Annotated in this window: 18 protein-coding genes; 1 reads left to right on the top strand and 17 read right to left on the bottom strand. The window is 75.6% G+C overall.

The features are described from left to right. The first annotated feature begins 222 nt into the window (after window positions 1–222). Window positions 223–1,434: an agmatine/peptidylarginine deiminase gene (locus tag ACIP4P_RS43795; protein WP_400929712.1), complete on the top strand. Its 1,212-nt coding sequence runs from the start codon at window positions 223–225 to the stop codon at window positions 1,432–1,434. Window positions 1,435–1,499: 65 nt separating this feature from the next. On the opposite strand, the gene ACIP4P_RS43800 is transcribed toward ACIP4P_RS43795, so the two are convergent. From ACIP4P_RS43800 to ACIP4P_RS43880, 17 genes are all read right to left on the bottom strand, one after another. Further along, on the bottom strand, window positions 1,500–2,933 hold the full coding sequence (locus ACIP4P_RS43800) for an NADase-type glycan-binding domain-containing protein (RefSeq protein ID WP_400929715.1): 1,434 nt from the start codon (window positions 2,931–2,933) through the stop codon (window positions 1,500–1,502). Between the two features lie 3 nt (window positions 2,934–2,936). After that, complete coding sequence (locus tag ACIP4P_RS43805) at window positions 2,937–3,500, bottom strand: phage tail protein (protein ID WP_400929717.1); 564 nt, start codon at window positions 3,498–3,500, stop codon at window positions 2,937–2,939. Next, complete coding sequence (locus ACIP4P_RS43810) at window positions 3,497–5,458, bottom strand: putative baseplate assembly protein (RefSeq protein ID WP_400929720.1); 1,962 nt, start codon at window positions 5,456–5,458, stop codon at window positions 3,497–3,499. The genes ACIP4P_RS43805 and ACIP4P_RS43810 overlap by 4 nt, the downstream gene beginning before the upstream one ends. Beyond that, entirely contained in the window at window positions 5,458–5,895 is a 438-nt protein-coding gene (locus ACIP4P_RS43815) for a GPW/gp25 family protein (protein WP_350517030.1), read from the bottom strand. Before ACIP4P_RS43815 ends, ACIP4P_RS43810 begins: the two co-directional genes overlap by 1 nt. Further along, complete coding sequence (locus ACIP4P_RS43820) at window positions 5,892–6,206, bottom strand: PAAR domain-containing protein (RefSeq protein WP_400929724.1); 315 nt, start codon at window positions 6,204–6,206, stop codon at window positions 5,892–5,894. Before ACIP4P_RS43820 ends, ACIP4P_RS43815 begins: the two co-directional genes overlap by 4 nt. A 106-nt stretch (window positions 6,207–6,312) precedes the next feature. Next, window positions 6,313–8,091 (bottom strand): VgrG-related protein, encoded by a 1,779-nt coding sequence (locus tag ACIP4P_RS43825; RefSeq protein WP_400929727.1) that lies wholly within the window; start codon window positions 8,089–8,091, stop codon window positions 6,313–6,315. Next, the gene (locus tag ACIP4P_RS43830) at window positions 8,088–8,810 is read right to left on the bottom strand and encodes a LysM peptidoglycan-binding domain-containing protein (protein WP_350517033.1); all 723 of its coding nucleotides are present in this window, start codon (window positions 8,808–8,810) and stop codon (window positions 8,088–8,090) included. The genes ACIP4P_RS43825 and ACIP4P_RS43830 overlap by 4 nt, the downstream gene beginning before the upstream one ends. 52 nt (window positions 8,811–8,862) lie before the next feature. Then, window positions 8,863–9,288, bottom strand: a complete 426-nt coding sequence (locus ACIP4P_RS43835) for a phage tail protein (protein ID WP_350517034.1) — start codon at window positions 9,286–9,288, stop codon at window positions 8,863–8,865. A gap of 65 nt (window positions 9,289–9,353) precedes the next feature. Next, window positions 9,354–9,812 carry a hypothetical protein gene (locus ACIP4P_RS43840; RefSeq protein ID WP_400929732.1) on the bottom strand — a complete coding sequence of 153 codons (459 nt, stop codon included), beginning with the start codon at window positions 9,810–9,812 and terminating at the stop codon, window positions 9,354–9,356. Window positions 9,813–12,838: 3,026 nt separating this feature from the next. Then, the gene (locus ACIP4P_RS43845) at window positions 12,839–12,997 is read right to left on the bottom strand and encodes a DUF6760 family protein (RefSeq protein WP_350517037.1); all 159 of its coding nucleotides are present in this window, start codon (window positions 12,995–12,997) and stop codon (window positions 12,839–12,841) included. Then, window positions 12,994–13,479, bottom strand: a complete 486-nt coding sequence (locus ACIP4P_RS43850; protein ID WP_400929735.1) for a hypothetical protein — start codon at window positions 13,477–13,479, stop codon at window positions 12,994–12,996. Before ACIP4P_RS43850 ends, ACIP4P_RS43845 begins: the two co-directional genes overlap by 4 nt. Next, the gene (locus ACIP4P_RS43855; protein ID WP_350517039.1) at window positions 13,476–13,916 is read right to left on the bottom strand and encodes a phage tail protein; all 441 of its coding nucleotides are present in this window, start codon (window positions 13,914–13,916) and stop codon (window positions 13,476–13,478) included. Before ACIP4P_RS43855 ends, ACIP4P_RS43850 begins: the two co-directional genes overlap by 4 nt. 104 nt (window positions 13,917–14,020) lie before the next feature. Next, on the bottom strand, window positions 14,021–15,571 hold the full coding sequence (locus tag ACIP4P_RS43860; protein WP_400929738.1) for a phage tail sheath family protein: 1,551 nt from the start codon (window positions 15,569–15,571) through the stop codon (window positions 14,021–14,023). 224 nt (window positions 15,572–15,795) lie between these two features. Further along, window positions 15,796–17,922, bottom strand: coding sequence for an ATP-binding protein (locus tag ACIP4P_RS43865; protein WP_400929741.1), 2,127 nt, complete (start codon window positions 17,920–17,922; stop codon window positions 15,796–15,798). Continuing rightward, the gene (locus ACIP4P_RS43870; RefSeq protein ID WP_400929744.1) at window positions 17,919–18,653 is read right to left on the bottom strand and encodes a DUF4255 domain-containing protein; all 735 of its coding nucleotides are present in this window, start codon (window positions 18,651–18,653) and stop codon (window positions 17,919–17,921) included. The genes ACIP4P_RS43865 and ACIP4P_RS43870 overlap by 4 nt, the downstream gene beginning before the upstream one ends. 142 nt (window positions 18,654–18,795) lie before the next feature. Beyond that, the gene (locus ACIP4P_RS43875; RefSeq protein WP_400929747.1) at window positions 18,796–22,050 is read right to left on the bottom strand and encodes a hypothetical protein; all 3,255 of its coding nucleotides are present in this window, start codon (window positions 22,048–22,050) and stop codon (window positions 18,796–18,798) included. Window positions 22,051–22,425: 375 nt separating this feature from the next. Beyond that, window positions 22,426–23,178, bottom strand: coding sequence for a LuxR C-terminal-related transcriptional regulator (locus ACIP4P_RS43880; RefSeq protein ID WP_350517044.1), 753 nt, complete (start codon window positions 23,176–23,178; stop codon window positions 22,426–22,428). Window positions 23,179–23,303 lie beyond the last annotated feature (125 nt).

Raw genomic sequence — 23,303 nt, forward strand, 5'->3', positions numbered from 1 at the left:
GACCGGGGCCGCATACGGGCGGCCCCGGTCGTCTCGGGGTGGTTTGGGTGGTCTTCACCGGTCTTCACCGTAAAGCTTGACTGATTTTTCAGTCAATGCGAGAGTTCAATCCGGCGATGCCGGGCGCCCGTGCCCGCCGCCGACCGGCGCCATGCGCAGCACTCCTCGGAGCCCCGCCCGCCGCGCCGGACCGTTCCGCCCTCGGCCCCTCCGGAGTCCACCGTGTCCCAGTCCTCCCTCGCGCGCCGCACGGTGCTGCGTTCCCTCGCCGGCGCCGGCCTGATCGCGGTCGGCGCGACCGCCTGCGCGGCCACCGACGACGACCGGGCGGATCCGGCCGCGCCGTCCTCCTCCGCCCCCGCCGACCAGCCGACCGGTGGCACCGCCCCGACGCCCGCCCCCTCCGCGACCGGCTCCGCCCCGGCCGGCGGGCGTCGGCTCGGCGGCGAGTGGGAGAAGCACGAGCGGACCTTCATGGCCTGGCCCGCCTCGGAGAACGTCTGGGGCGAACAGCTCGGCGCGGTGCGGAAGGACATCGCCTCGGTGGCCCGGGCCATCGGCGGCCGCGAGCCGCTGGTGCTGCTGGTCCGCCCTGGCCAGGAGGACTCGGCCCGCAACGCCTGCGGCAAGGACGTCGAGCTGCTGTCCGTCCCGGTGGACGACCTGTGGGCCCGCGACACCGTGCCGGTGTTCGTCGAGGAGGGCGGCAAGGTCAAGGGCGTCGACTTCAACTTCAGCGGCTGGGGCGGCAAGCAGGAGCACGCCAACGACGCCCGGATCGCCCGGGCCGTCCTGGACAAGTACGGGGTCGAGCGGGTCGCGACCCAACTGGTCGCCGAGGGCGGCTCGTTCGAGAGCGACGGCCAGGGCACGCTGCTGATCACCGAGAGCTCGATCGTCAACGCCAACCGCAACCCGGGCCGCGACCGCGACCAGATCGAGGCGGAGCTCAAGCAGGCCCTGGGCGTCACCAAGGTGATCTGGCTGGCCGGCGTCAAGGGCAAGGACATCACCGACGCCCACGTCGACTGCCTGGCCCGGTTCGCCGCCCCCGGCGTGGTCTTCCTGGACCGGGCCTTCCCCGGCACCCCCGCGGACGTCTGGTCCCGCTCCGCCGACCAGGCCCGGGCCGTCCTGGCGGAGGCCACCGACGCCACCGGCAAGAAGCTCAAGGTGGTCGAGATCAGCCAGCCCGACCCGGACCGGATCACCGGCCGGGGCGACTCCTTCGTCTCCTCGTACATGAACTTCTACATCGGCAACAAGGGCGTCTACCTGCCGAAGTTCGGTGATGCGCGGGCCGACGGGCACGCCCAGGAGGTGTTCAAGGACCAGTTCCCGGACCGCGAGATCGTCCCGCTGCCGATCGACACCATCGCCTCCGGCGGCGGCGGCATCCACTGCTCCACCCACGACCAGCCGGCCGCCGGCTGAACCGGCCCGCCGATCGAACGGCCGGTGCCCGCCCCCACGCGTGGGGGCGGGCACCGGCCGGCGTCTCAGGTGCGCTTGAAGAACTCCACCTCGGCCAGGGCGATGGTGTGCCCGGGCGCGGTGCCCGCGGCCTCGCGGACGGTGAGCTTGACCTGGACGACGTCGCTGATCCCGGTCGCCACCGTCTGCGGGCCCGGCTGGTCGTTGAGGGTGAGCTGCTTGCGGTGCACCTCCCCGTCCGAGGACGTCACCTCCAGGGTCAGCACGACCGGGCGGGCCTGCTGCCGGAACTGCTCCGGGTCCGCGGAGGCGCCGGTGTGGACGATCAGGTCCACCAGCCGGAACGGGCTGCGGAAGGTGAAGTCGATCGAGTCCCCGATCGCGGGCGCCCCCCAGTAGGTGTTGCTGAGACCGTCGTCGGCCGCGCTCGCGGGGTGGCCCTCGACCGCGGCGCTCGCCGTGGTCACCGAGGGACTGACCGGCGCGGTGCTGCCGAGCTTGTCCAGCACGTCCTGGAAGGCGCTCTTGCCGAGCGGGTACAGCAGGATGCCGGCCACCACCAGCGCGAGCACCACGATCAGCGCGATGACGCGGCGCAGCGCATTGCCCGAGCCGCCCATCCGCGCCCGGCGGCGGAACGGCCAACGGGTGCGCCACCAGGGCAGTTTCGGTGGCGCCGCGGTGACGGTCAGCGGGGCCGCGCAGCGGCGGCAGAAACGCCGCTCGGGCAGGTTGGGCGTGCCGCAGCGGGGGCACGGCGGGCCGTCCTGGGCCTCCTCGGCCGCGGTGGCGCGGACGACCGGACGCGGGGCGACGGGCTTGGCGGGCTGCACGGCCACCGGGTCGGCCCGCGGCTCGGGTTCGGGCTCGGGCTCGGGCACGCGGGCCGGAACCGGACCCGGATCGGCCGCGGGGGGCGCTGCCCGGGGCGGCTCCGCCGGGGTTTCGGGGGCCGGGCGGGCGCGGGTGGAGGTCGAGCGGGTGGTCCCGGTGGCCGGCGGGACCGACGGCTCCTCGACGGGCGGGGCCGGTGTCCCGGCCTCCGGCTCGGTCGGCTGGGTGCGTCGGCTGCGGCTGGTCACCCGCCGGGAGACGTTCCGCCAGGTGGACCCGGTGCGTGCCGTCCCGGGCGCGTCGGGCTCGGCCGGGGCGGGCGCCGCCTCCGGGGTGGGCGCCGCTGCCGGTGCCGGAGCCGGTGCCGCAGCCGCGCCGGGCGTGGCGGCGGCGGTGGGCTCGGGCACCGGCGTCGGCGTCGGCGTCGGCGTCGACCGGGACGTCGACCGCGAGGTCGAGGGAGAAGTCGAGGGAGAAGTCGAGGGAGCGGCCGACGAAGACGTCGACCGCGAGGTCGACGGAGAGGTCGACGCAGGCGGAGACGCGGGCGGAGACGCGGCCGGGGAGGTCGGGCCGCTGCGCGACCACCCCAGGTACGCGCCACAGTTGCCGCAGAAGTCGTCCCCCTCCGCGTTCGCCGTACCGCACTCGGGACACACCGGCATCCGTCAGCCCTCCGCTCGCCCGGGTGCACCGGGCAGGATCTCGACCCGGCAGGTCAGGTGGACCGGGCAGCCCGCCCGGACGACGGCCAGCACCTGGTCCTCGTCCAGCGCCGCCCCGTTCAGCGGCCAGACCCGCACCAGCACCTCGCCGCTGTGCGCGGGCAGCGGGGCGTCGCCGGGCGCGGTGGCCCAGGAGACGCCGCCGCCGTCCACGATCTCGGCGCCGGCGCCCAGCACCAGGCGCAGCCGCTCGGTGAGGCCGCGCCGGGTGCCGCGCCACCGGTGCAGTTCCATCGCCCGGCCGACCACCGCGCGGCGCACCTCGTCCGGCCAGGCCGGGTCGACGTCCACCGCGACCCAGGACGCCAGCCAGTCCACGAAGTCGCCCGGTGCGAGCCGGGGTTGGAAGTAGGCGGGCAGGTTGTCCAGGGTGGCGAAGACCGGCGCGAGGACGGTGTCCAGGCCGGCCGTGAAGCGCTGGGCGAAGTCGTCCTCGGCGAACAGCGCGGGCAGCAGTTCGCCGATCGGGTGCGGGCTGGGCAGCCCCGGGACCGCGGCTCTGGTCATGCCGTCCCGTCCTCGGCGGCGGTGGTGATCACGATCTGGTGCTGGTGGGAGAAGACCAGGGCGTCCGGCGGGACGTCGACCCGTTCGGCGGGCGCTCCCCGGCGCCCGGTGATCGGGTCGGCCGGGAACAGCCGCAGCTCCTCGACGCCCGCGACCGCGGCCACCCGCTGGAGCACGGCGAACACCTCCCCGTACTGCACCGCCCGGCCGAACGGCCAGCCCCGGCCGTCGGCGCCGCCGCGCAGCGGGTTGAGGTAGCGGTAGAGCGCGTCGAGCACCTCCTCGCGGACCCGGTCCGGGTCGGCGGCGCGGGTGGTGAGCCGGGCCACCACGGTCACGCCCTGGTAGGAGGGGGGCTGCACCAGGACCCGGGTGCCGATCAGCCGCCGCTCGTCCAGGGCGGTCGCGACGGCGGCCAACACCTGCTCGTCCGGGATGAGTTGCTCGAAGCGCAGCCGTTCGCCCTCGTCGGCGACGGCGTCCGGGACGACCAGGACCCGTACCGTCCCGGCCTCCCCGCCGCCGGCCGGCACGCAGCTGACCCGGGCGGCGGAGGGCGCGGCCTGTCGGGCGATCAGTTCGAAGTCCCCCGCGGTGACGGCGCGTTCCTGCAGTCGCAGCTGGTGCGGGGCGCGCAGCTTGGCGTTCTCCACGGTCTCGCCGTCGACCCCGCCGCGGGCCGCCTCGCGGTTGTCCACCCGGGCGATGTACGGGACGGAGCTGCGCAGCACCGTGATGGTGCTGCGGGCGACGTTGCCCGCGATGCCACCGCCGGTGCGGTACGTCGGGACACGCAGTTGGGCGCCCTTGGGCGGCACCGCGCCGAAGGCGCGCAGGCTGCCGTCGGGTTCGCGGACGGCGGGCGGCAGGTGGAACTCGCCGTTGGTCGCGTCCAGCACCACGTGCCGGTCGGTCGGTTCGGAGTCGCCGAAGTGCTCGACCACCGTCCAGCGCTGCCAGCCCTCGCCGGCCGAGACCTCGACCACCGGGGGCTCGCCGTCCAGCAGCACCGGCGGCCGGGCCAGCCGGAAGCGCTGTCCGGCGACCCCCTCGGAGGTGCCGAGCGGGGCGCCGGTGACGGTCTGGGCGTGCACGACGGTGGCGGTGCCGCCGATGGTGAACACCTCCGCCCGGCGGACGGTGGGCGACTCGGAGTAGAACGGCTGGCCGGGGCGCGGCTCGGTGACCCGGCAGCGCAGCCAGCCGGCCCGCCGCCCGGCGACCACCGAGGCGGTGTGCCCGGCGGGCACGAACACCACGACCTCGCCGGGCCGGTTGAGCCCGCCGGTGGTGTCGCTGCCGGTCTCGCAGGCGATCCAGCGCGCGCCGTCCCACACCTCCCAGACCAGCGGGGGCTGGCGCGGGTCGACGCCGACGCCCTCCACCCGGCTGTCCAGCCGGACGGCCAGGATGCAGCGCGGCACCACGGTCGGCAGGGCGAAGAGCATGGCGTCGCCGGCGGCGGGGCGCGGCTGGAAGCAGCGCACGTCGACGCCGTCGGCCAGCCGGCCGGTGACGTCGGCCTGCTCGCCGGAGGCGGAGACGGTGACCAGCCGGTCCAGGGCGCTGGGGACGATCGGGAGGTCCTCGGCGGTGCCGAAGACCACGGCGTCGTCGGTCTCGGTGCGCAGGGTGGAGACCTCGGTGCCCGCGCGCAGCAGGACGGTCTCGGGCTGCGGCGCGGAGAGCCAGAAGTCGACGTCGGCGCGGGCGGCGGCGGGCGGGAAGAGCCGGATGCCCAGCAGGTCGAGGAAGGCGGCGTAGTTCTTCTCCGGGACCCGGTTCAGCCGGTAGAGCAGCTGGTCGACCAGGTAGGCGAAGGTCTCGATCAGGGTGACGCCGGGGTCGGAGACGTTGTGGTCGGTCCACTCCGGCGCGCGCTGCTGGACGTAGCGCTTGGCCTCGTCGACGAGTTGCTGGAAGCGGCGGTCGTCCAGGTTCGGGGAGGGCAGGGCCATCAGCGCACGTTCTCCTCGATCGCGGCCGCCCGTTCGAGGTCCGGGTGTTCCGGGATGGTGTAGAAGGGGAAGACCAGGTTGCGGCGGTCGTTGGTGGCGCGCACGGTGTAGTGGACGTCGATGTAGAGGGTGCCCTCGTCGACCCGGTCGAAGGCGATCACCACGTCGTCCACGGTGATCCGCGGCTCCCAGCGCTCCAGTGCGATCCGCACCTCGCGGGCGATCCGCCCGGCGGTGGTGCTGTCGCCCGGGGCGAAGACGTACTCGTGGATGCCGCAGCCGAACTCCGGGCGCATCGGCCGCTCGCCGGGGGCGGTGCCGAGGATCAGCCGGATGGCCTCCGCGATCTCCCGGTCCCGCTCCACCATGCCGATGCCGCCGGTGGCGTTCACCCGCAGCGGGAAGGCCCAGCCGCGGCCGATGAAGCTGCTGGTCATATCGCGCCTCCGATCAGCACGTTGAACGCCCCGGCGACGATGGTCGCGCCGCAGGTCGTCTTGTCGCCCATCCGGGCCGCGGGCAGGCCGCCGATCAGCACCACTCCCCCGGTCACCCCGCCGAGTTGGGGCTCGACCAGGTTGGCCGGGCCCATCTCCACGTGCGGGACGCAGGCGTGCACGGTGCCGGCCACCGCGGCGGGCTTGCCGCCGATCAGCACCGTCGCGACCTTGAGGGCGGCACCCGGCGGCGGGGTGGTGAGGGCGCCACCGTGGTCGGTGGGGTCGCCGGTCCGGGCTGCGGGGGGCATGTACGGTCTCCGTTCCGATGGCTCCTGCCGGAGCACAGTGGTCTTCCATTCCGACGTCGGACACTTCGAGGTCCCGAGTGCCGACGTCACGCATTCTGACGTCACGTCAATTGATGCGCACGAAAGCCCCCTTGAGAACCGCCTCGGCGCCACCCTCCACGGTGACCGTCGTGCTGCCCCGGACGGTCACCGAGCCGCCGCGCACGTCCACCGTGCCGGTGCCCGCGTCCAGGGTGATCCCCGAGGGGGTGAGCCGCACCGTGCTGCCCGCCCCGCCCATCCCGCCGTGCACGGTCAGCACGATCTCCCCGTGCTGCTGGTCCAGCCGGACCTCCAACTTGCCGTCCCCGCTGGCCAGTCGGACACCGGACTGACCGCCCGGCACGTCCAGCAGTTCCATCCGGTGGCCCGAACGGGACACCACGGAGCGGCGGTTGACCGTGCCCGCGGTGGCGTCCACCAGCGGCACGTCGTGCGGGGAGGGCCGGTCCACGCCGTTGTAGAGGCCGCCCAGCACATAGGGGCTGTCCAGGTCGCCCTGCTCGAACCCCACCAGCACCTCGTCGTTGACCTCGGGACTGACCACGCCGCCGCCCCCGTGGCCGCCCCACTGCACGGTGCGCACCCAGTCGGAGACGTACGTGTCGTCCAGCCAGGGGAACTTCAGCCGCACCCAGCCGCGCTTCCCGTCGCCCGGCTCGCGCACGTCGGTGACCACGGCGACGGCCAGGCCGGGCATCCGCGGCCCGCGCGGCGGCGCGTTGCCGCCGGTGGCCAGCCCGGCCAGCGAGCGGTCCGGCGACGCGCTGACCACCACCGTGGTCCGGTAGCCGCGGAAGGGCTCCAGCAGGTGGCGGGCCCCGGTGACGGTGTAGCGGCCGGAGAAGGCCGCACCGACGTTGCCCAGGGCGACCGGGGTGCCCGCCCGCAGCCGCGGGTTGCCCTCGGCGACCGCCTCCAGCTCGCCGAAGCCGGCCGCCACCGAGGCGGCCAGCGAACGCGCCACCGCGGCGGTCTCCGCCTGGGTGCGGTAGGGCGTGTCGGCGACGGTGAGCCGGGTCGGGCCGGGGAAGGCGGAGGCCACCACGGAGGGGCTCATCCCCGGCTGCACGGTCGGCGCGGTCAGGGCGGGCTCGGTGGCGACCAGGGCGCTCTTGGTGGTGACGTTCCAGCCGCGCGCCTCCACGGTGTCCGCCCCGGCCGCGCCGGTCAGCACCCCGCGCAGCTCCAGCAGGTTGCGGCCGTACTCCAGCACCAGCGGGTTCTGCGGCGCGGGCGTGTTCGGGGCCGGCGCGGCGGAGGCGGGCTGCGGCCGGACGAACTCCAGCTTGCCGTCGTCGTCCACCCGCACCTGGGCGCCGCTCTCCTGCGCCAGGAACTGCAGGAACTCCCAGTCCGCGACGTTCGCCTGGGACAGCTGCTGGTGCACCACCGGGAAGGAGTCGACCTTCCCGCAGCTCAGGCCCGCGCCGGCGGCGACCTCGCGGACGATGTCGGCGGTCGTCATGTTCCGGAAGGCCTTCACCCGGCGCCCGCGCATCAGCCGGTGGGTCACCGCCGAGGCCCGCAGCACGGTGTACGAGCCGGTGGTGTCCACCTCCAGCTCCAGCGCCGTCACCTCGCCGGTGAACAGCCGCACCTGGGTGTGCCCCTGGACGGTCACCACGGACACCTTGAGAGGCGTGCCGATGGTGATGCCGGTCGCGGTCAGGAAGGTGTGGTCGGCGTCCCGGAAGCTGAGCACCGCCGTGTCGGGCAGGCCGACGCTCTCCTCGATGTCGCAGGACACCAGCTGGGCCGCCCACGCCGGCGGCAGCTGCCCCGGCGCCTCCACGACGGGATCCGCGGCGAACGGCCGGCCGCCCCGGGCCTCGGGTGTCGTCACGACCGACCACCCCGGGTCAGCTCGTCGATCCCCGGCACGATCAGCTCGGCCCCGGGGACCAGCGCCAGCGGATCGTCGATGTCGTTGGCCTCCGCGATGGTGCGCCAGGCCGTCGCGTCCCCGTACGCGCGCCACGCCAGCAGCGGCAGGCTGTCGCCCGCCACCACCCGGTGGGTGCTGCGGGCCTCCGGGGAGCCGGAGGTGGGGTTCTGCCCGGCCGGGTCGACGCTGGCCTCGTCGATGGAGAGCGAGCACACCGCGCGCAGCGGACTGCCGTCCACGTCGAACAGCGTGTAGGTGACCGACAGGCCGCTCAGCACGCCGTTGAAGGAGGTGGTCTTGAGGGTGCCCCAGTCCAGCCGGATCCACGGGCTGGCCGGGGTCTTGCGGGCCAGGCTGGTCGGGGTGGGCACGCAGGCCTTCATCAGCTGCTCCACCGCCCGTTCCACCGAGTTGTCGTGGCTCGCCGTCGCGTCCAGGAACACGTCGAGCGACAGCGACCGCGGACCGCTGCCGACGAACTCCGGCAGCGCCGACTCCCCGGCCATCCGGGACGGCGTGCGCCGCCACTCGGTGCTCTTGCGCAGCACCAGGGTCGCCGGGTTGAACTGCAGCGGCAGCCGCGCGATCGCCCCGCCGGGCTGGGCGCCGACCGTGGACGGGGGCTCCATGATGGTCAGTTGGGCCCGGGTGACGCTCGCGGGGACCGCCGAGGACATCCTGCGTGCTCCTTGGGTGGGGGGGGAAGTTCCGGTCTCGGGGGCGGGCGGGTCAGGACGGGCGCAGGCCCGCGTGGGCGATCTCCAGGGTCTCCACCGCCGCCTGGGAGTTCGACGGGTCGAAGGACGGCCCCTCCCAGCGCACCGGGACGATGCCGAGCACCTGCCAGCCGACGATCCGGCTGAGGTCCGGCCGCAGCGCCACGATCTCGCCGTCCTTCGGCTCCACCTTGCGGACGATCTCGTTCAGCCAGCGCGCGATCTTGAGGGTGTCCGCGGTGACCGCGCGGGTCAGCGTGATGTTCGTCCAGGTGATGCGGCCCGGCAGCTGCCAGGAGAAACCGTTGTTGCCGCCCTCCGCGTACTGCTCGATCTCGACCTGGGCGCCGAGACCGGAGCAGGTGGTGAACTCGCCCAGGTCGTTGCCGCCGATGGTGAGGCTGAAGAAGACGCTGCTCGCGAAGATGTTGTCAGTCATCGGTCCCGTTTCCTGCTTCCTTGCTTCCTTGCGTGCTGTTGCCCCGGCCTGCCCCGCCCTGGTGGTCAGCGGCGCAGGTCGTACGGCTTCCCGGCGCGTTCCCGGCCCCGGCGCAGTTCCGTGCGCAGCAGCCGTCCGACCGGTTCGACCAGGCGCCGGGCCAGTTCGTCCAGGTCGGCGGGTGCCGCCCGGTCGGGGGTCTCGGCGGGGTCGGTGGCCTTCGCCGCGGACGTGGACGCGGACGCGGACGTGGACGGCGGGCTCTTCGGCGGCGCGGCCTGCACCGTGGTCGGGGTCCGGGCCGGAACGGCGGTCAGCGGCACCCCGACCAGGCCCGTCTGCTCGGCCACCCGCTGCAGCAGCCGCGCCGTACCGGGCGTGGACGGTGCGGGGCGGACGGGCGGCGTGGACAGTCCGGACGGTCCGAACGGTCCCGACGGTCCGGACGGGACGACCGGCGTGGGCGCGGTGGGCAGCTGCGGCGGCGGCCCGGCGACGACCGGGAGCCGCTGGACGGACTGCACCGACGGCGCCGACGACGGCGCCGGTACCGACGCTGCCGACACTGCCGTCGCTGCCGCCGGCCGGACGGGCTCGGGCCATCCGGTCGCGGCGCCCGTGTAGGCGGGCCCGGACGAGATGACCGGTGAGGGCGCCGCGGAGGGCTGCGGGCGCACCCCGGAGACGACCGGGAGCCGCTGCAGCGACTGGACCGGAGGGGCCGCCGATGCCACCGCTACGGCCGGCCGGACGGGCTCGGGCCGTACCGACGGGACGCCCGTGGCCTGCCCGAACGGCCCTGACGGCACGGCCGGCGCGGCCAGTGGCACGACCGGTGAGGGCCCCGCGGACGGCTGCTGCGGCGACGGCCCGGACGCGGCCGGTGCCCGCTGGATCAGCTGAGCCGACGGCGGCGCGGGCCGGACGACAGGCACCGACGGGACGGCCGTCCCACCCGCACTCCCGGTGACGGCCCTGCCTGCGCCCCCTGCCAAGGTCCGTCCGGCCGAAGGAGGTTGAGCAGCCGCGCTGCCGGAGCCGCTCCCGCCGTCCTGCGACCGCCGGGACTCCGGCCGGGCCGCGCGCGGCATCGCACTCCGCTGCGCGGCAGGCTGATCGGTCACCGTCCGGGCGCCGTCCACCCGGCCGTCCGAGGAGCGCCGGAACCGCGCGCGCTGTACGGCGGAGACGACCCCGCGCACCACTCCACCACCGGCGGAACCGCCCGCTCGCGGGCCGGCCCCCGGCGCGTCGGACCGCGCCGGGCTCCCTTGCGGGGCCGACCGGCCGACGGGACTCCGGCTCTCCCGGCTCTGCCGGCTCTGCTGGCTCTCCCGGCTCTGCTGGACGGCCGCCGGACGCCGTCCGCCCCGGTCACGCGTCGGTGCCGTGGTCGGTGCCGCCGTCGATGCCGACACCGCAACCGGTCCGCCGTCCGTACGGGGCACCAGCGCCTGCGCCTTGGGCCAGGCGACCGGGACCACGGGCGGGGCGGACGCCGGGCGGGCGGCGGTGCCGCTCACCGAGGAGGCCGCCGACGCGGCGGCGAGGGTGACGTTCATCGGTCGCTGACCGAGCAACCCGCGCCTGCGGCCGGGCAGTTCGACGGCACGCTGAATGCCCGGTCCACCACCTGCCGACCGCTGGGGAACCGTCAGCCGGACCACCGGGACACTGCCGCCGCCCGGAACGCGCGGAGCAGCCCCCGGGGCGCTTCCGACCGCCGGGGTGCGGTCGTCGTCGGAGCCGCGCCGCGTCGCCGACGGTCCGTCATTGCCGACCACCGGCAGTGGAGTCGGCTCTCCAGCGCCGGGGCCGGGACGCTCCGCGGCACGCTGCACGCTCGGCCCGCCGACTCCCGACATCGGCCCCATGACCCGCCGGACCGGCCGCCGGCCGCCGAGCAGCGGGGCGGAGGCACCCGGCGCCGCAGCCGTCGGCGGCAGCGCGTCGAGGGGCGCGCCCAGGCCGCTGCGCGCTCGGGCGGGGGCCGGAGTGGGCCGGGCCGGCCCGGTGCGTTCGGAGCCCCGCGCGGACGGCACGGCGGGGGACAAGGACGGCGTCCCCGCTGAAGTGCCGCTTCCGGAAGACGCGGTGGAAGACGACGTGGTGGAAGACGGCACGCCGGAAGACGGCACGCCGGAGGACGGCGCGCGCTGGACGGAAGCGCCTGCGCCGGTCCCGCGCTCGGGGCGGGCGACAGGTGCCGCCCCACCGGCTCGGGCGGAGCCCGCAGCGCGGGCCCCCGTCCCGGACGGTCCGGCGCCAGCACGGCCCTGGGGCCCGGCCGTCGCACCACCCGGTGCGGGTGCGGCGCTCGACGGAGTCGCGGACACCGCGGGTGCGGCACCGGCGGGCCCCGCGTCGGCCCGGACGACGGGCATGGCGGTGTCGCCCGGGGCGGGCACGGCGGTCCGGGGACCGCCGGAAGCCAAGGGCGCGGCGCTCGCGGGCAGCGCGGTCAGCGGCGCGCCGAGGACTGGGCGGGCCGGGCCGGGAACGCTCGGTGCGGCGGCACGCTGGACGGTCGGCCCGTCGGCCTGCCCGGTGCGCGCGGGCGCATCGGAAGAACCGGGCGCGGTGGCCCGGAAGCTCGTGGACGGTGCCGCGTTCTCGGCCGTTTCCGGCGCCGCCGCAGGACGCGGGGCGTCCGCGCCCCGGCTCGCCGGCGCTCCGACGGCATCCGTCGTCGTCCGGCCCCGCCCGGGCACGGCGGCGATCGGGCGCGCGGGCAGCGCCCGCGGCCGTCGCGCGACGGTCAGCGGTGCGCCGACGGTACGCGGCCGCACCGGACGGTGCGCCGGGTCCGCCGTCCCGCTCCGCTGCGGGGACACGGCACCAGCCTTCGGCACGTCGGCCTTCGGCGCGGTGGCACCCGCCGTACCGGGCACGGAGGAGCCGGACGTCGGCACGCCCCCGTCGGCACCCGCCGGACCCGCCGAACGGTTCGCACCCGCCGGACGGTCCGCACGCGGCGCACCCGTCGGACGCGCCCCCGGGCGCACGGGCAGCCGCCGCAGCCGGACGGACCGCTGGACCGGCGGTGCCGCCTGCCGCCGCGCCGCCGCTTCCCCCGTCGGCGCCGACGGCTCGGGCTGAGCCGGCTGCTCCGGCGCCGTGCCACCCGCGCTCGGCACCGGCCGCAGCACAAGCGCGTCCGCGCCCGCGTAACCGGCGCCCGGACCGCTCGGGGACGCGACCGCCCGCAGGAGGCCCACCGGCGCGGTCGGCAGCACGGCGTGCCCGAGCGGGCGGCCGCTCAGCGACGGGTCCTGCCAGGAGGCCAGCCGGGAGCGGAACTTCAGCCCGTCGCTGACCCCGTGCGCCGCCCCGGCCAGGGTGGGGACCAGCGGCGTCACCGCACGCCATCCCCCGTCCCCGGCCGCCGGGCGCCGCTGCACGGGCACGTCCGAGCCACCGGCGAGCCCGCCGGCGACCGCGCCGGAAGCCTCACCGGCAACCCCGCCGGAGACGTCGCCGCCGGCGGCAACGGCGCCCGGAACGGCCCCGCCGCGCCGCCGCGCGATCCAGTCCCGCAGCCCCACCCGGCTCACCCACCCTCACTGACACGGGTGTTGAGCCGCGCGATCTCCCGCACCCACTGCCCGCGTTCGCGGTGGGTCAGGTCGAGGAGGTCCTCGCGCGGCCAGTGGAAGTGGTAGGCGATGTACGCGATCTCCTCGTACAGCCGAGCAGTCGCGTACGTCACGATTCCCCCAGGCGCCCACCGGCGAGGTCGACCTCGAAGGCGCCGTCGCAGTGCGGGCAGGTCACCGCGGCGCGCGTGTGGCCTTCGCTGTTGATCCGCTGGTACAGGTCCTGGAGGAAGGCGACGTCGGTGGCGTACATCCGCTCGACGATCCCGGCGTGCACGTCGGTGAGCTCGCCCAGCCTGGTGATGACGTGGCTGAGCAGCACCACGCTCAGGTAGGCCGGGTTCTCCTTGACCCGCAGGTCGATCTGCGGCATCAACTCGTCGCGGGCGGTGGCGAGGCGCATGGCGCCGTGGCGGTGCACGGTGCCCTCGTCGTCGACGTAGCCGAGCGGCAGCTCGAACTCGAACTCGGTGTGCGGCGCCTGCCGCCGGGGCCCGGTCGGCCCCGGCTGCCCCTGGACCGGTTGCTGCGGCGCGGGGTTCTGCTGGGCCGGGGCCTGTTCGAGCAGTTCCTCAAGGCCGATCTTCCGCCTCACTCGACCCGGATCTCCTCGAACACGATGGTGACGGTCTCGGTGGCGGCGGCGGACTCGCCCGCGCTGAGCGTGGGGCCCTCCCAGCGGCTCGCCCAGGCGTTGCTGAGCTGGATGCGCCGCAGGGTGGCACCGGTGGTGTCCTTGACCTCGATGGTGAGGTTCTGCCGCGCGGTGTTGATCGCCCCGTTGTTGAGGGTCTCCTTGATCCAGTCCGTGAAGGCGCCGCTCTTGTCCAGGCCGCGGGTGATGGTCACCTCGCCGGGGAGCCGGGCGCCGGGCTGCTTGCGGACGATCAGTTTGCCCTGCTGGGTCACCTGCTTGTACTCGACGACGTCCTGTTCGACCGTCAGGTTGCTGATCTCCTTGATCGACTCGACGTTGTAACCGCCGAGTTGGACCCCGAAGATGTGTGTGGAGAGCGGATCGCCTTCAGCCATGGCGTGTTGTCACCTTCCGATGCGTTGCGTTGGGGTGCCCGCGGGCGCGGGGCCGCGGGCGGGGCCCGGACCGGGAAGCCCGGGCCGGGCCGACCGTGCGACGGTCACTCGTTGACGAGGCTCGTGCTGTCGGAGAACTGCGCCAGCCGGAACACCACGAACTCGGCCGGCTTCACCGGCGAGACCCCGATCTCACAGATCACCTGGCCGAGGTCGATCGACTCCGGCGGGTTGTTGTCGCGGTCGCACTTGACGTAGAAGGCCTCGGCCGCGGTCTGGCCGAACAGCGACCCGCGCCGCCACTCCTCGGTGAGGAACGCGGTGATGTTGCGGCGGATGCTGGACCACAGCCGGTCGTCGTTGGGCTCGAAGACCACCCACTGGGTCCCCAGGAGGATGGACTCCTCCAGGTAGTTGAACAGCCGGCGCACGTTCAGGTAGCGCCAGGCCGGGTCGGAGGAGAGGGTGCGCGCGCCCCAGATCCGGATGCCGCGCCCGGGGAAGGCCCGCACGCAGTTCACGCCGATCGGGTTGAGCAGGTCCTGCTCGCCCTTGCTGAGCCGCAGTTCGAGGTCGACCGCGCCGCGGATGACCTCGTTGGCCGGGGCCTTGTGCACCCCGCGCTCGGAGTCGCTGCGCGCCCACACACCGGCGGCGTGGCCGCTCGGCGGGACCAGCACGTTGCGGCCGCTGGCCGGGTCGAACACCTTGATCCACGGGTAGTACAGCGCGGCGTAGCGGGAGTCGTAGCCCGCCTCGTCCTGCCGCCAGGTCCGCATCTGCTGGGCGTTCAGGCCCGGCGGCGGGTCCAGCACGGCGATCCGGTCGCCCATCTGCTCGCAGTGCGACATGACGGCGAGCTGCACGGTGCGCAGGCCCTCGTCGTCGATGTCGCCGCGCTGGTAGGCGCTCATCAGGTCGGGCACCGCGACCATGGTGATCTCGTCGATCGCCTCCAGGCCGGAGAAGCCGGTGCGGGCCGCGGCGTCGCCGACGTACTCGGCGGGGTCGAGCCGGCCGGCCCGGGCCGCGACCGGCCCGGGGGCGGGCGCGGGGGCGGCGGCCAGCACGTGGCTGCGGCGCTCGGGGCGGCTCGGCGCGGTGCCGGGCTGCTCGGCGACGGCGACCAGCTTGGAGTCCCGCAGCTGGGTGACGACGTAGCCCTTGGTGTTCTTCCGGGTCGAGACGTCGTAGCTCTCCACGACCTCGGCGCCCCGGCGCACCAGCAGCTTGAACCGGTCGTCGGGGACGTTCTCGCCCTCGACGTCGGCGACCTCGACGGACACGTCGGCGCCCGCGCCGGGCAGGGCGGAGACCAGGAAGCCCCCGATCTCGGCCGGCGGCGCCGCGGTGACGGCGGCGGGGGCGGCGGTGCCGGCGGCCTGCCGGGCCGGATCGCCGACCCGCACCACGTAGGCGGAGCCGCCGCCGTTGGCGAAGAAGCCGTACACCGAGTGCGCCAGGTAGGTGCCCTCGGTGAAGCCGCCGAAGTTCTGGACGTACTGGTCCCAGTTGGTGACCAGCGTGGGCTCGTGGAAGGGGCCGGTCTCGGCGAAGCCGACGAAGGCGGCGACGGCCGTGCCGACGCCCTCGATCGGCCGGGCACCGGACTGGACCTCCTCCACGTACACGCCCGGGGTGAGGTACGACGGCATACGCGCTCCTTCAGTGGCCGATTTCGCCCAGTCATTCGAATCCGAGTCTGCGGCCGGAGGCCCGTCCGGGGACATGCCCGCAGGTCCCGGACCGGGGGCAGCACCGGCTGCCCCCGGCGGGCAGCCCGCCGGGTACCCACAGACGCCCCGGCCGGCACACCCGGCCCCGGTCGGCCGCGCCCGGCGGACCGGGGCCCACCCGTGTCTGCCGGTGTCGGCCGGTGTCAGCCGAGCCCGACGTCCCCGAGGACCGCGAGCCACGGCCCGAACTCGCCCTCCAGCACCAGCCGCCCGAGCTTGCGGTACTCGCCGACCACCGCGCCGACCAGCTGCGCCATCCCCAGCGGTGTGCCCGCCCCGGCCGCCAGGTAGGCCGCGGAGACCGCGCAGGCCCGGATGGACCCGCCGGTGAGTTCGAACTGCCGGGCGCAGAAGTCCAGGTCGAGGTCGTCGGCGCGGGGCAGCCGCGGGCCCAGGCAGCGGTCCCAGAGCAGCCGCCGCTGCGCCTCGTCGGGCAGCGGGAACTCGGCGATCACGTCCAGCCGCCGGGTGAACGCCTCGTCGAGGTTGGCCCGCAGGTTGGTGGTCAGCAGCGCGATGCCCGAGAAGGACTCCATCCGCTGGAGCAGGTACGCCGTCTCGACGTTGGCGTGCCGGTCGTGGGCGTCCTTGACCTGCGAGCGCTTGCCGAACAGCGCGTCCGCCTCGTCGAACAGCAGCACGCCGTTGACCTGCGCGGCCTCGCTGAAGATGCGTTCCAGGTTCTTCTCGGTCTCGCCGACGTACTTGTCGACCACGGTGGACAGGTCCACCACGTACAGCTCCATGCCGAGCTCCGCGGCGACCACCTCGGCCGACATCGTCTTGCCGGTGCCGGACTCCCCCGCGAACAGGGCGATCACCCCGTTGCCGCGGCCGCCGCCCGGCCGCATCCGCCACTGCCCGAGCACCTGGTCGCGGTGCCGGGCCCGGAGCACGAGTTCGCGCAGCCGGGCGGCGGTGGGCTCGGGCAGCACCAGGTCGGACCAGCCGACCGCGGGCTCGATCCGGCGGGCGAGCCGGGCCAGCCCGGCGGCGTTCTGCCCCCGTACGGCGGCCCGCAGGTCCTCGGCACCGACCGGGCGGCGCTCGGCGGCGGCCGTCCGGGCCGCCACCTCGGCGGCCCGCTCCAGCTTCTCCAGGTCCAGCCGGTAGGCGGCCACCGCCTCGGCCAGCCCGTCGGTCAGCGCTTCGTCGAGCGGCGTCCCGGTGGCGGCCAGTGCGCGGGCCCACTGCCCGGCCACGGCGGATCCGTCCGGCGGCGGGACGGTGACCACCACGGGGCTCTGCCGGGCCCAGTCCGGGTCCCACACCTGTGCGCCGTGCACGATCAGCGGAAGACCGCTGAGTTCCGCGCACAGCTCGCGCAACAGCGCGGCCCGCTCGGGCCGTTCGGGCTCCAGCCGGTCCAGCGGCCCGAGCACCACCCCGCCGCCGCCGAGCCGGGCCTCGCGGGCCAGCACCCGCAGCAGGCCGGGTGACGGGCGGGCGGCCAGCGCGGCGGCGTCGACGACCAGCGGCGGGTGGCCGGCGGCCGCCAGGGCGGCTTCGGCCAGCGGGCCGGCGTGGCCGCTGCGGTCCAGCAGGTACACCGGTCCGCCGGCCGCGGCGGCGGCGCGCAGCCGGGCGACGCGGTCCGCGTCGGGGCCCGTGTCAAGGTCCGCGCCGAAGGCCGCGCGGGTGCCCGTGCTCGCGCCCGCACGGCGGGCCAGGCCGGCGAGCGCGTCGTCCGGCGCGTCGTCGCCGAGCAGGTGGGCCGTCACCCGGTCCGGCACCCGCAGGGTGCGGGAGAGCAGCGGGCGCTCCGGCTCGGTGATCTCCAGCAGACCGCCGGCGATCAGCGGGGCCCGTCCGGCGAACCGGAGGCGGCCGACGCCGGCGCCCGGCAGCCCGCACAGTTCCAGGGCCAGGCCGACGGTCGGCCGGCGCCGGGTCAGGTCGTCGTTGAGGTAGCCGTACAGCTGCTCGAAGCGGGTGTCGAGCTCGGGGGCCAGGGCCACCGTCAGGAGGTCGAGGTCGACCGGGAGCAGCCCGAAGGCGGCGCCGAGCCGGGCGAGCCGCGAGTCGGGCGGCGGGGCGGGCGCGGCGGCGACCGCGGCACCGCTGAGGCCGGCCGCGGCGGCGGAGGCCAGGATCCGTTCCACCGCCTCCGGGCCGAGGTACTGGCCGCGGTACGGGTCGTCCGGGTCCGGGTCCTCGGCGCGGCGCTCGCGCACGGCGGTCCGGACCCGCTGTTCGACCCGGTGCAGCCGGTCCCAGAGGTGGTCGCGCGCGGGCGCCTCGGTCTCCGCCGTCCGGAGGGCCGGGGTCATCGCTGCCTGCCCAGGCCCGTGCCCGCTCCGGAGCCACCGCCGCGGACCCGGCGGCCGGGCGGCAGCGCGCGCTCGCGGGGCGCGGCGAAGCCGTCCACCCCGGTGTCGGCGGCCTCGCGGTAGCGCAGTCGGCGGGCCGGGTCCTCGGTCGCGCCGTCCCTGCTGCGGTCCTCGGCGCGCACCACCAGCCCTTCGGTGACCGGCGGCCCGGCGGGGGCGAGCCCGCCCGCGAGCGGGGCGATCGCCCGCAGGTCGATCGAGGGCCGCAGCTCCCCACCGAGCGCGGACCAGACGTCGGACACCGACGGCAGGCCCGTCTCGCGCCCGGTGATGTCCAGTGAGACGGTCGTCCCGAGGCGCGCGAGCGTCCCGGTGAGGTGCCGGGCGGGCAGCGCGTCCACGGCGGTCAGGCACTGCAACACCTCGGCCAGCAGCCGGTGTTCGTCCTGCGGGCGGTTGGTCCAGACGGTGACCAGGTAGGCCAGTTCGAACCAGCGCGGCGCGGCGCGGTGCCCGACCACCAGCCCGTCCTCGTCGTGCTCGGCGACGGTCCCGCTCTGCCGGCGGCCGGTCTCCTCACGGATCCCGTACAGGAAGACGCTGACCGTCGGCGCGGTGCGCCGGGCCGCCAGGTCCCGGGTGGGCGCGTCGAACACCACCTCGACGCCGCGCTCCGGCAGCCCCGCCTCCGCGAGCAGCAACCGCAGCCCCTCGTCCACCTCGTGGATCATCGCCGTCCCGTCTCCTCTCCACCGGCTCCGACCACGGAGTACCGGCCCGAACCACACCGCACCGGGCCTCGACCCGGCCGACCTCCCGCGCGGGCCCCGGCCGGAGCCGGGCGGGCGGTCGGGTCGGACGCCACCGCCGGGTTCACCGGCGCTCCACCTCTCCCGGCGGGCCGATGCTGCCCTTGACCACCAGGAACGGGGTGGTCACCGGCGAGAAGCCGGGGCCGTCGGCGGTGATGGTGCGGGGGCCGGTCTCGTCCTTGGGGAGGATCAGCAGCTGCCCCGCGAAGGTGCCGTCGGCCTTCGGGTAGGTGGGAGCCGCGGCGGCGGTCAGGCCGGGCTGCCAGGTGAACCGGACCGGTACGCCGGGCGGGAAGTCGATGCCGCGCACCGAGGTCACGAAGCCGGGCTTGCCGATCGGCGGCACGGCGACGATGCGGGGCTGGAGGATCTTCAGCGGGGTGCTGGCCCGGTGCGGTCCCGGCGTGGCGTCGGTGCCGGTGGTGGTCAGTTCGGCGGTGACGGTGGTGTCGAGCACCGCCACCGGCGACAGCACCACCCGGATCACCTGACGGCCGTCGGGCCGCAGGTCGGCCAGCTCGCAGCTGCCCGCGCGGCAGCCGGGCGGCAGTGCCTCGGTGGGCACTCCGGCGGGCAGGCCGAGGCTCAGGCGCAGCCCGGTGGCCCGGGCCTGGCCGGTGTTGCGCACGGTGTAGCTGACGGTCACGTGGCCGCCGACGTAGCCGGGGTCGGGCTGGGCGTCGATCGCCACGGTCGGCCCGGCCTGGGGCTCGGGGGCCGGCGGCGGGGGCGGCGCAGGCGTGCTCGGGGCCGGGGTGCTCGGCGTCGGGGTGCTCGGGGTCGGGGTCGGGGTCGGCGAGGCGGTCGGTGACGGCGTCGGGCTGGGCGTGGGGCTCGGCGTCGCGTCCAGCACCGGCAGGACGGTCTCGGCGGAGTCGTCCTCGGGGTTCGGGTCGACCACCGTCCCGGTGACGGTCCAGCCGAACGGCTGGTCACCGCTGCGGGTGCCGATCACGGTGGCGGTCACCCGGACCTGCGCCCCCGGTGCCAGCGTGCCGAGTTCGCAGCGCAGCGCGGCCGCGTCGCAGGTCCCGACGGGTGTGGTCAGCTTGCCGAGCCGGGCGCCGGTCGGCACCGCGACGGTGAGGACGGTCCCGGGCGAGGGCGCCGGGCCCTTGTTGGTGACGGTGACCGGCACGTCCGTGGACCCGTCGACCCGGACCACGGCGGCCCGGGGCGGCGCGCTCAGCGTCAGATGGACGGACTGCTGGACGGCGGGCTCCTTCTGGCGCCCCGGCAGCCGCCAGTCCAGCGGGCTGAGCTTGCCGCTCGCGAAGTCGTAGACGCCCAGTCCCTCGGGGGAGTTCGGCGGCAGGGCCCGGCGGGAGGTGAGCACCAGCTGCTTGCCGTCGGCCGTCCAGGCGACGTCGCGGGGCTGGTACGGGCCGGTGTCCGTGGTGTCGGCCGGCGGCCGGGTGCAGGCGCCCTTGTCGTCCTTGTGTCCGGCGGGCAGCAGCACCGTGCAGCCGGTGCCGGTGGCCGAGGTGACCAGGAGGGCGTCCTGCCGGTTGTTCCCGCCGTCGCCGGCCTTGCGGTTGAAGGCGATGCGCCGGCCGTCGGGGGAGAACACGGGGCTGTCGTCGATGACGTTGCAGGCGCCCGGGCAGGCCGTCCGGCTGAGGTCGGTCTGCCGGTTGAGGTCGGTGGCGGCCACGGTCCAGACGTGCAGGTTCCCGGCGTTGCCGTTGACCACGGCGCTGCGGGAGAAGGCGATCAGCTTGCCGTCGGGCGACCAGAAGGGCTCTCCGTCCGAGGCGTCGGCGGCCCCGGGCAGGTCGGCGGGCGGCCGGACGGTGCCGACGATCGCGCCGGTGGCGACGTCGGCGACCATGACCCGGCCCGGGCGGGCGGGCTGCCCGCCGCCGGCCGGGGTGCTGCGGCTGAACACGACCAGCTTGCCGTCCGGCGAGAACGAGGGGTCGGTGTCGCGGTCGGTCGGTCCGCGTCCGGCGAGGTTCAGGACGTGCGGGTTGGCGCCGTCGGCGTCGGCGAGCCAGATCCGTTGGATGCGTCCGGCCGGGGAGTCCTCGTAGCGGGTGACCACGATCTGGCGGCCGTCGGGGGTGTACCCCTGCCGCTCGTACCAGGGGTCGTAGCCGGGGCGGGGGTGGAAGAGCGGGTCGTTGGCCGGGTCGGTGCTGGTGTTGCCGTCGGCGGCCGGGTCCTCGGTGAGCACGCTGATGCCGAGGTCGCGCGGGTCGGTGCCGTCGGGCTGGACGTCCTGGACGTCGGCGACGTTGGCGGCGGTGGCGCTGGTCTGCTCGACCACTGGGCCGCCCTCGGCCTGGGTGCCGATCCAGGTCGGCGTGGCGATCAGCCGGTTGGTGGTGTACAGCGGGATGGGGTCGGTGCAGTCGCAGGTCGGGGCCCGGTAGAGGTTCACCACGGGCGGCTGGTTGGGGTCGGGCTGCGGGGCCGGGGGCATGGTGGCGAGCCGGTCGGCGCTGAGGAAGAGGACGCCGGTGCCGTCGGCGAGCCAGGAGGCGGAGCCGGTCTTCCAGTTGCCGCCGGTGCCGGGGAAGAACGCCTTGTCGTCGGTGCCGGTGGGCGTGGTGAGCCGCAGGGTGCGGCCCTTGTCGGCCTGGTCCCAGGTGTAGACGATCTGGTTGCGGTGCGCGTCGTCGTTCACCGGGTTCCAGGTCGGGTCGAGGGCGTTGCCGTTGGTCACGTTGGTGACCTTGACCGGCGCGCCGCCGGCGAACGGCCGCCGGTAGATCTGGAGGTGCCCGGGCTCGCCGTCGCAGGAGTACGCGACCCACTGGCCGTCCGGTGAGACGGTCGGGTGGGTCTCGTTGGCGGCGCCCTCGGTGATCTTGCGCAGGCCGGTGCCGTCCCGGTTGACCGCCCACAGCACGTGCTGGGTGCCGCCGTTGGCGACGGGCTCCAGGTTCTCGAAGACGACGCCCTTGCCGTCCGGGGCGAGCGTGGGGTGGGCGGTGTCCATGCCCCGGGTGAGCCGGCGCACCGCGCCGGTCGCGTCCCGCAGGTAGACCTGGGGCCGCGGTTCGTCGCGCAGGCTGGTGAAGACCAGGTCGCTGCCGCGGGCCGAGGGGTCCTGGTCGAAGTGGACCGGGCCGGGCCCGAACAGCGGGCTGCTGGACGTCACGCCGGTCACCCGGCCGAGGCCGCGGTGGTTGGTGCCGGCGTAGACGACACGTCCGGCGTCCGAGCCGTCGGCGGCGGTCGGGGCGGAGCGGCCGCCCGGCTCCGGGGCGGAGCCCAGCGTCAGCACGGCGACGGCCAGTGCGAGCAGCACCGCGACGGCGGCCCGGGCCGGCCGCCGGACGGTTCGGGGGGTGGCGGTGGCGCCGGTCACGCTCGACCTCACAGGGTGGCAGGGGCGGTCTCCCCGCCAGTCTCACCGGCCCGGGCGCCCGGGAACAGGGCCCGGGCACCCGAGCCGGGGGTAACGACGGCTGTCCGCAAAGGGCAGGCCGCCACGGACCCGGCGGTCACGGGCCCCGCGGTCACGGGCCCGGCAGGATCGAGGACTTGGCAGGATCACGGACCCGGCGGGCTCACCCGCCCGGCCGGGTCACGGACCCCGTGGTCACGGACCGGTCGGTCGCCGGCGTTGAGGACGGCCGTCGGCGCCGACCGGTCGCGACCACGTCGCGTCACCCCTCCTCGCGTCTCCTCCGCGTCGCATCGGCCCCCGCAACGGATGCGCCCGCGTCGGATCGACGCGAGGTCAGATCAGCCCGCGCCGCATCGCGTACCCCACGGCGTGCGCCCGGTTGCGCAGCCCCAGCCGCGTGATGATCTCGTGCAGCACGTTCTTCACGGTGCGCTCCGAGTAGGAGGTCTTGGCCGCGATCTCGCTGGTGTCGAAGCCCTCGGCGACCAGCCGGAGCATCTCCGCCTCCCGGGCCGTGAGGGTCGACAGGGTCAGGCCCCGCCCGTCGAGCATGGTGCGCTGGAGCATCCCGATCCGGTCGAGCAGTTCGCCGAGCAGGTCCCCGGGCATCACCCCCTCGCCGTTGGCCAGGGCGGTGACCAGGTGCACCAGCCGGTCCTGGTCGGCCTCCGAGCGGCGCAGGACGGCGGCGACCCCGTTCTCGACGATGGTCTGCAGTCCCCCGGCCTCGAACTGGCCCACCACCAGGCCGATCCGGCCCGAGGTGGCGAGCCGCAGCCGGCGCAGGTGCTCGACGACCGCCTCGGTCAGGGCGTCCACCACCAGCAGGGACACCTCCGCCCGGCCGGCGTCGCCCTCGCTGAGCAGTTCCACCTCGGGCCGCTGGCGCAGCTGTTGGACCACGCCGGTCTGCAGGATGAGGTCCTCGGCGTACACGGCCACGGGTATCTGGGTGGGCCGCACGCGTCCTTGGACGGGCACCCGGCTCCCGGCGAGCCGGGTGGTGGTGCCCCCGGCCGGCGGTGCCGCCGGTGCCCGGCGGGTGGTGGTGACGGCTCCCCCTCGGGGCGCCTCGGTCGTCGTCATCGTTCTCTCCGTTTCTCCAGGAGGCCTGCGGCGGAGCCGGTCGTGGGCCTGATCGGGATGGACGCCCGGGTCGCGTGGTGAGACGCGACGGCACCGGGCAGGGTCGGTCGGTCCGTGCGGGCAAG

The sequence above is a fragment of the Kitasatospora sp. NPDC089509 genome (genome assembly GCF_044749365.1).
Taxonomy (GTDB): domain Bacteria; phylum Actinomycetota; class Actinomycetes; order Streptomycetales; family Streptomycetaceae; genus Kitasatospora.

What these genes read in the sequence shown, in the direction of transcription:
- ACIP4P_RS43800 (WP_400929715.1), bottom strand. Translation starts at nt 2,933, where the DNA reads ATGCCGGTGTGTCCCGAGTGCGGTACGGCGAACGCGGAGGGGGACGAC.
- ACIP4P_RS43805 (WP_400929717.1), bottom strand. Translation starts at nt 3,500, where the DNA reads ATGACCAGAGCCGCGGTCCCGGGGCTGCCCAGCCCGCACCCGATCGGC.
- ACIP4P_RS43810 (WP_400929720.1), bottom strand. Translation starts at nt 5,458, where the DNA reads ATGGCCCTGCCCTCCCCGAACCTGGACGACCGCCGCTTCCAGCAACTC.
- ACIP4P_RS43815 (WP_350517030.1), bottom strand. Translation starts at nt 5,895, where the DNA reads ATGACCAGCAGCTTCATCGGCCGCGGCTGGGCCTTCCCGCTGCGGGTG.
- ACIP4P_RS43820 (WP_400929724.1), bottom strand. Translation starts at nt 6,206, where the DNA reads ATGCCCCCCGCAGCCCGGACCGGCGACCCCACCGACCACGGTGGCGCC.
- ACIP4P_RS43830 (WP_350517033.1), bottom strand. Translation starts at nt 8,810, where the DNA reads ATGTCCTCGGCGGTCCCCGCGAGCGTCACCCGGGCCCAACTGACCATC.
- ACIP4P_RS43835 (WP_350517034.1), bottom strand. Translation starts at nt 9,288, where the DNA reads ATGACTGACAACATCTTCGCGAGCAGCGTCTTCTTCAGCCTCACCATC.
- ACIP4P_RS43855 (WP_350517039.1), bottom strand. Translation starts at nt 13,916, where the DNA reads ATGGCTGAAGGCGATCCGCTCTCCACACACATCTTCGGGGTCCAACTC.
- ACIP4P_RS43860 (WP_400929738.1), bottom strand. Translation starts at nt 15,571, where the DNA reads ATGCCGTCGTACCTCACCCCGGGCGTGTACGTGGAGGAGGTCCAGTCC.
- ACIP4P_RS43865 (WP_400929741.1), bottom strand. Translation starts at nt 17,922, where the DNA reads ATGACCCCGGCCCTCCGGACGGCGGAGACCGAGGCGCCCGCGCGCGAC.
- ACIP4P_RS43870 (WP_400929744.1), bottom strand. Translation starts at nt 18,653, where the DNA reads ATGATCCACGAGGTGGACGAGGGGCTGCGGTTGCTGCTCGCGGAGGCG.
- ACIP4P_RS43880 (WP_350517044.1), bottom strand. Translation starts at nt 23,178, where the DNA reads ATGACGACGACCGAGGCGCCCCGAGGGGGAGCCGTCACCACCACCCGC.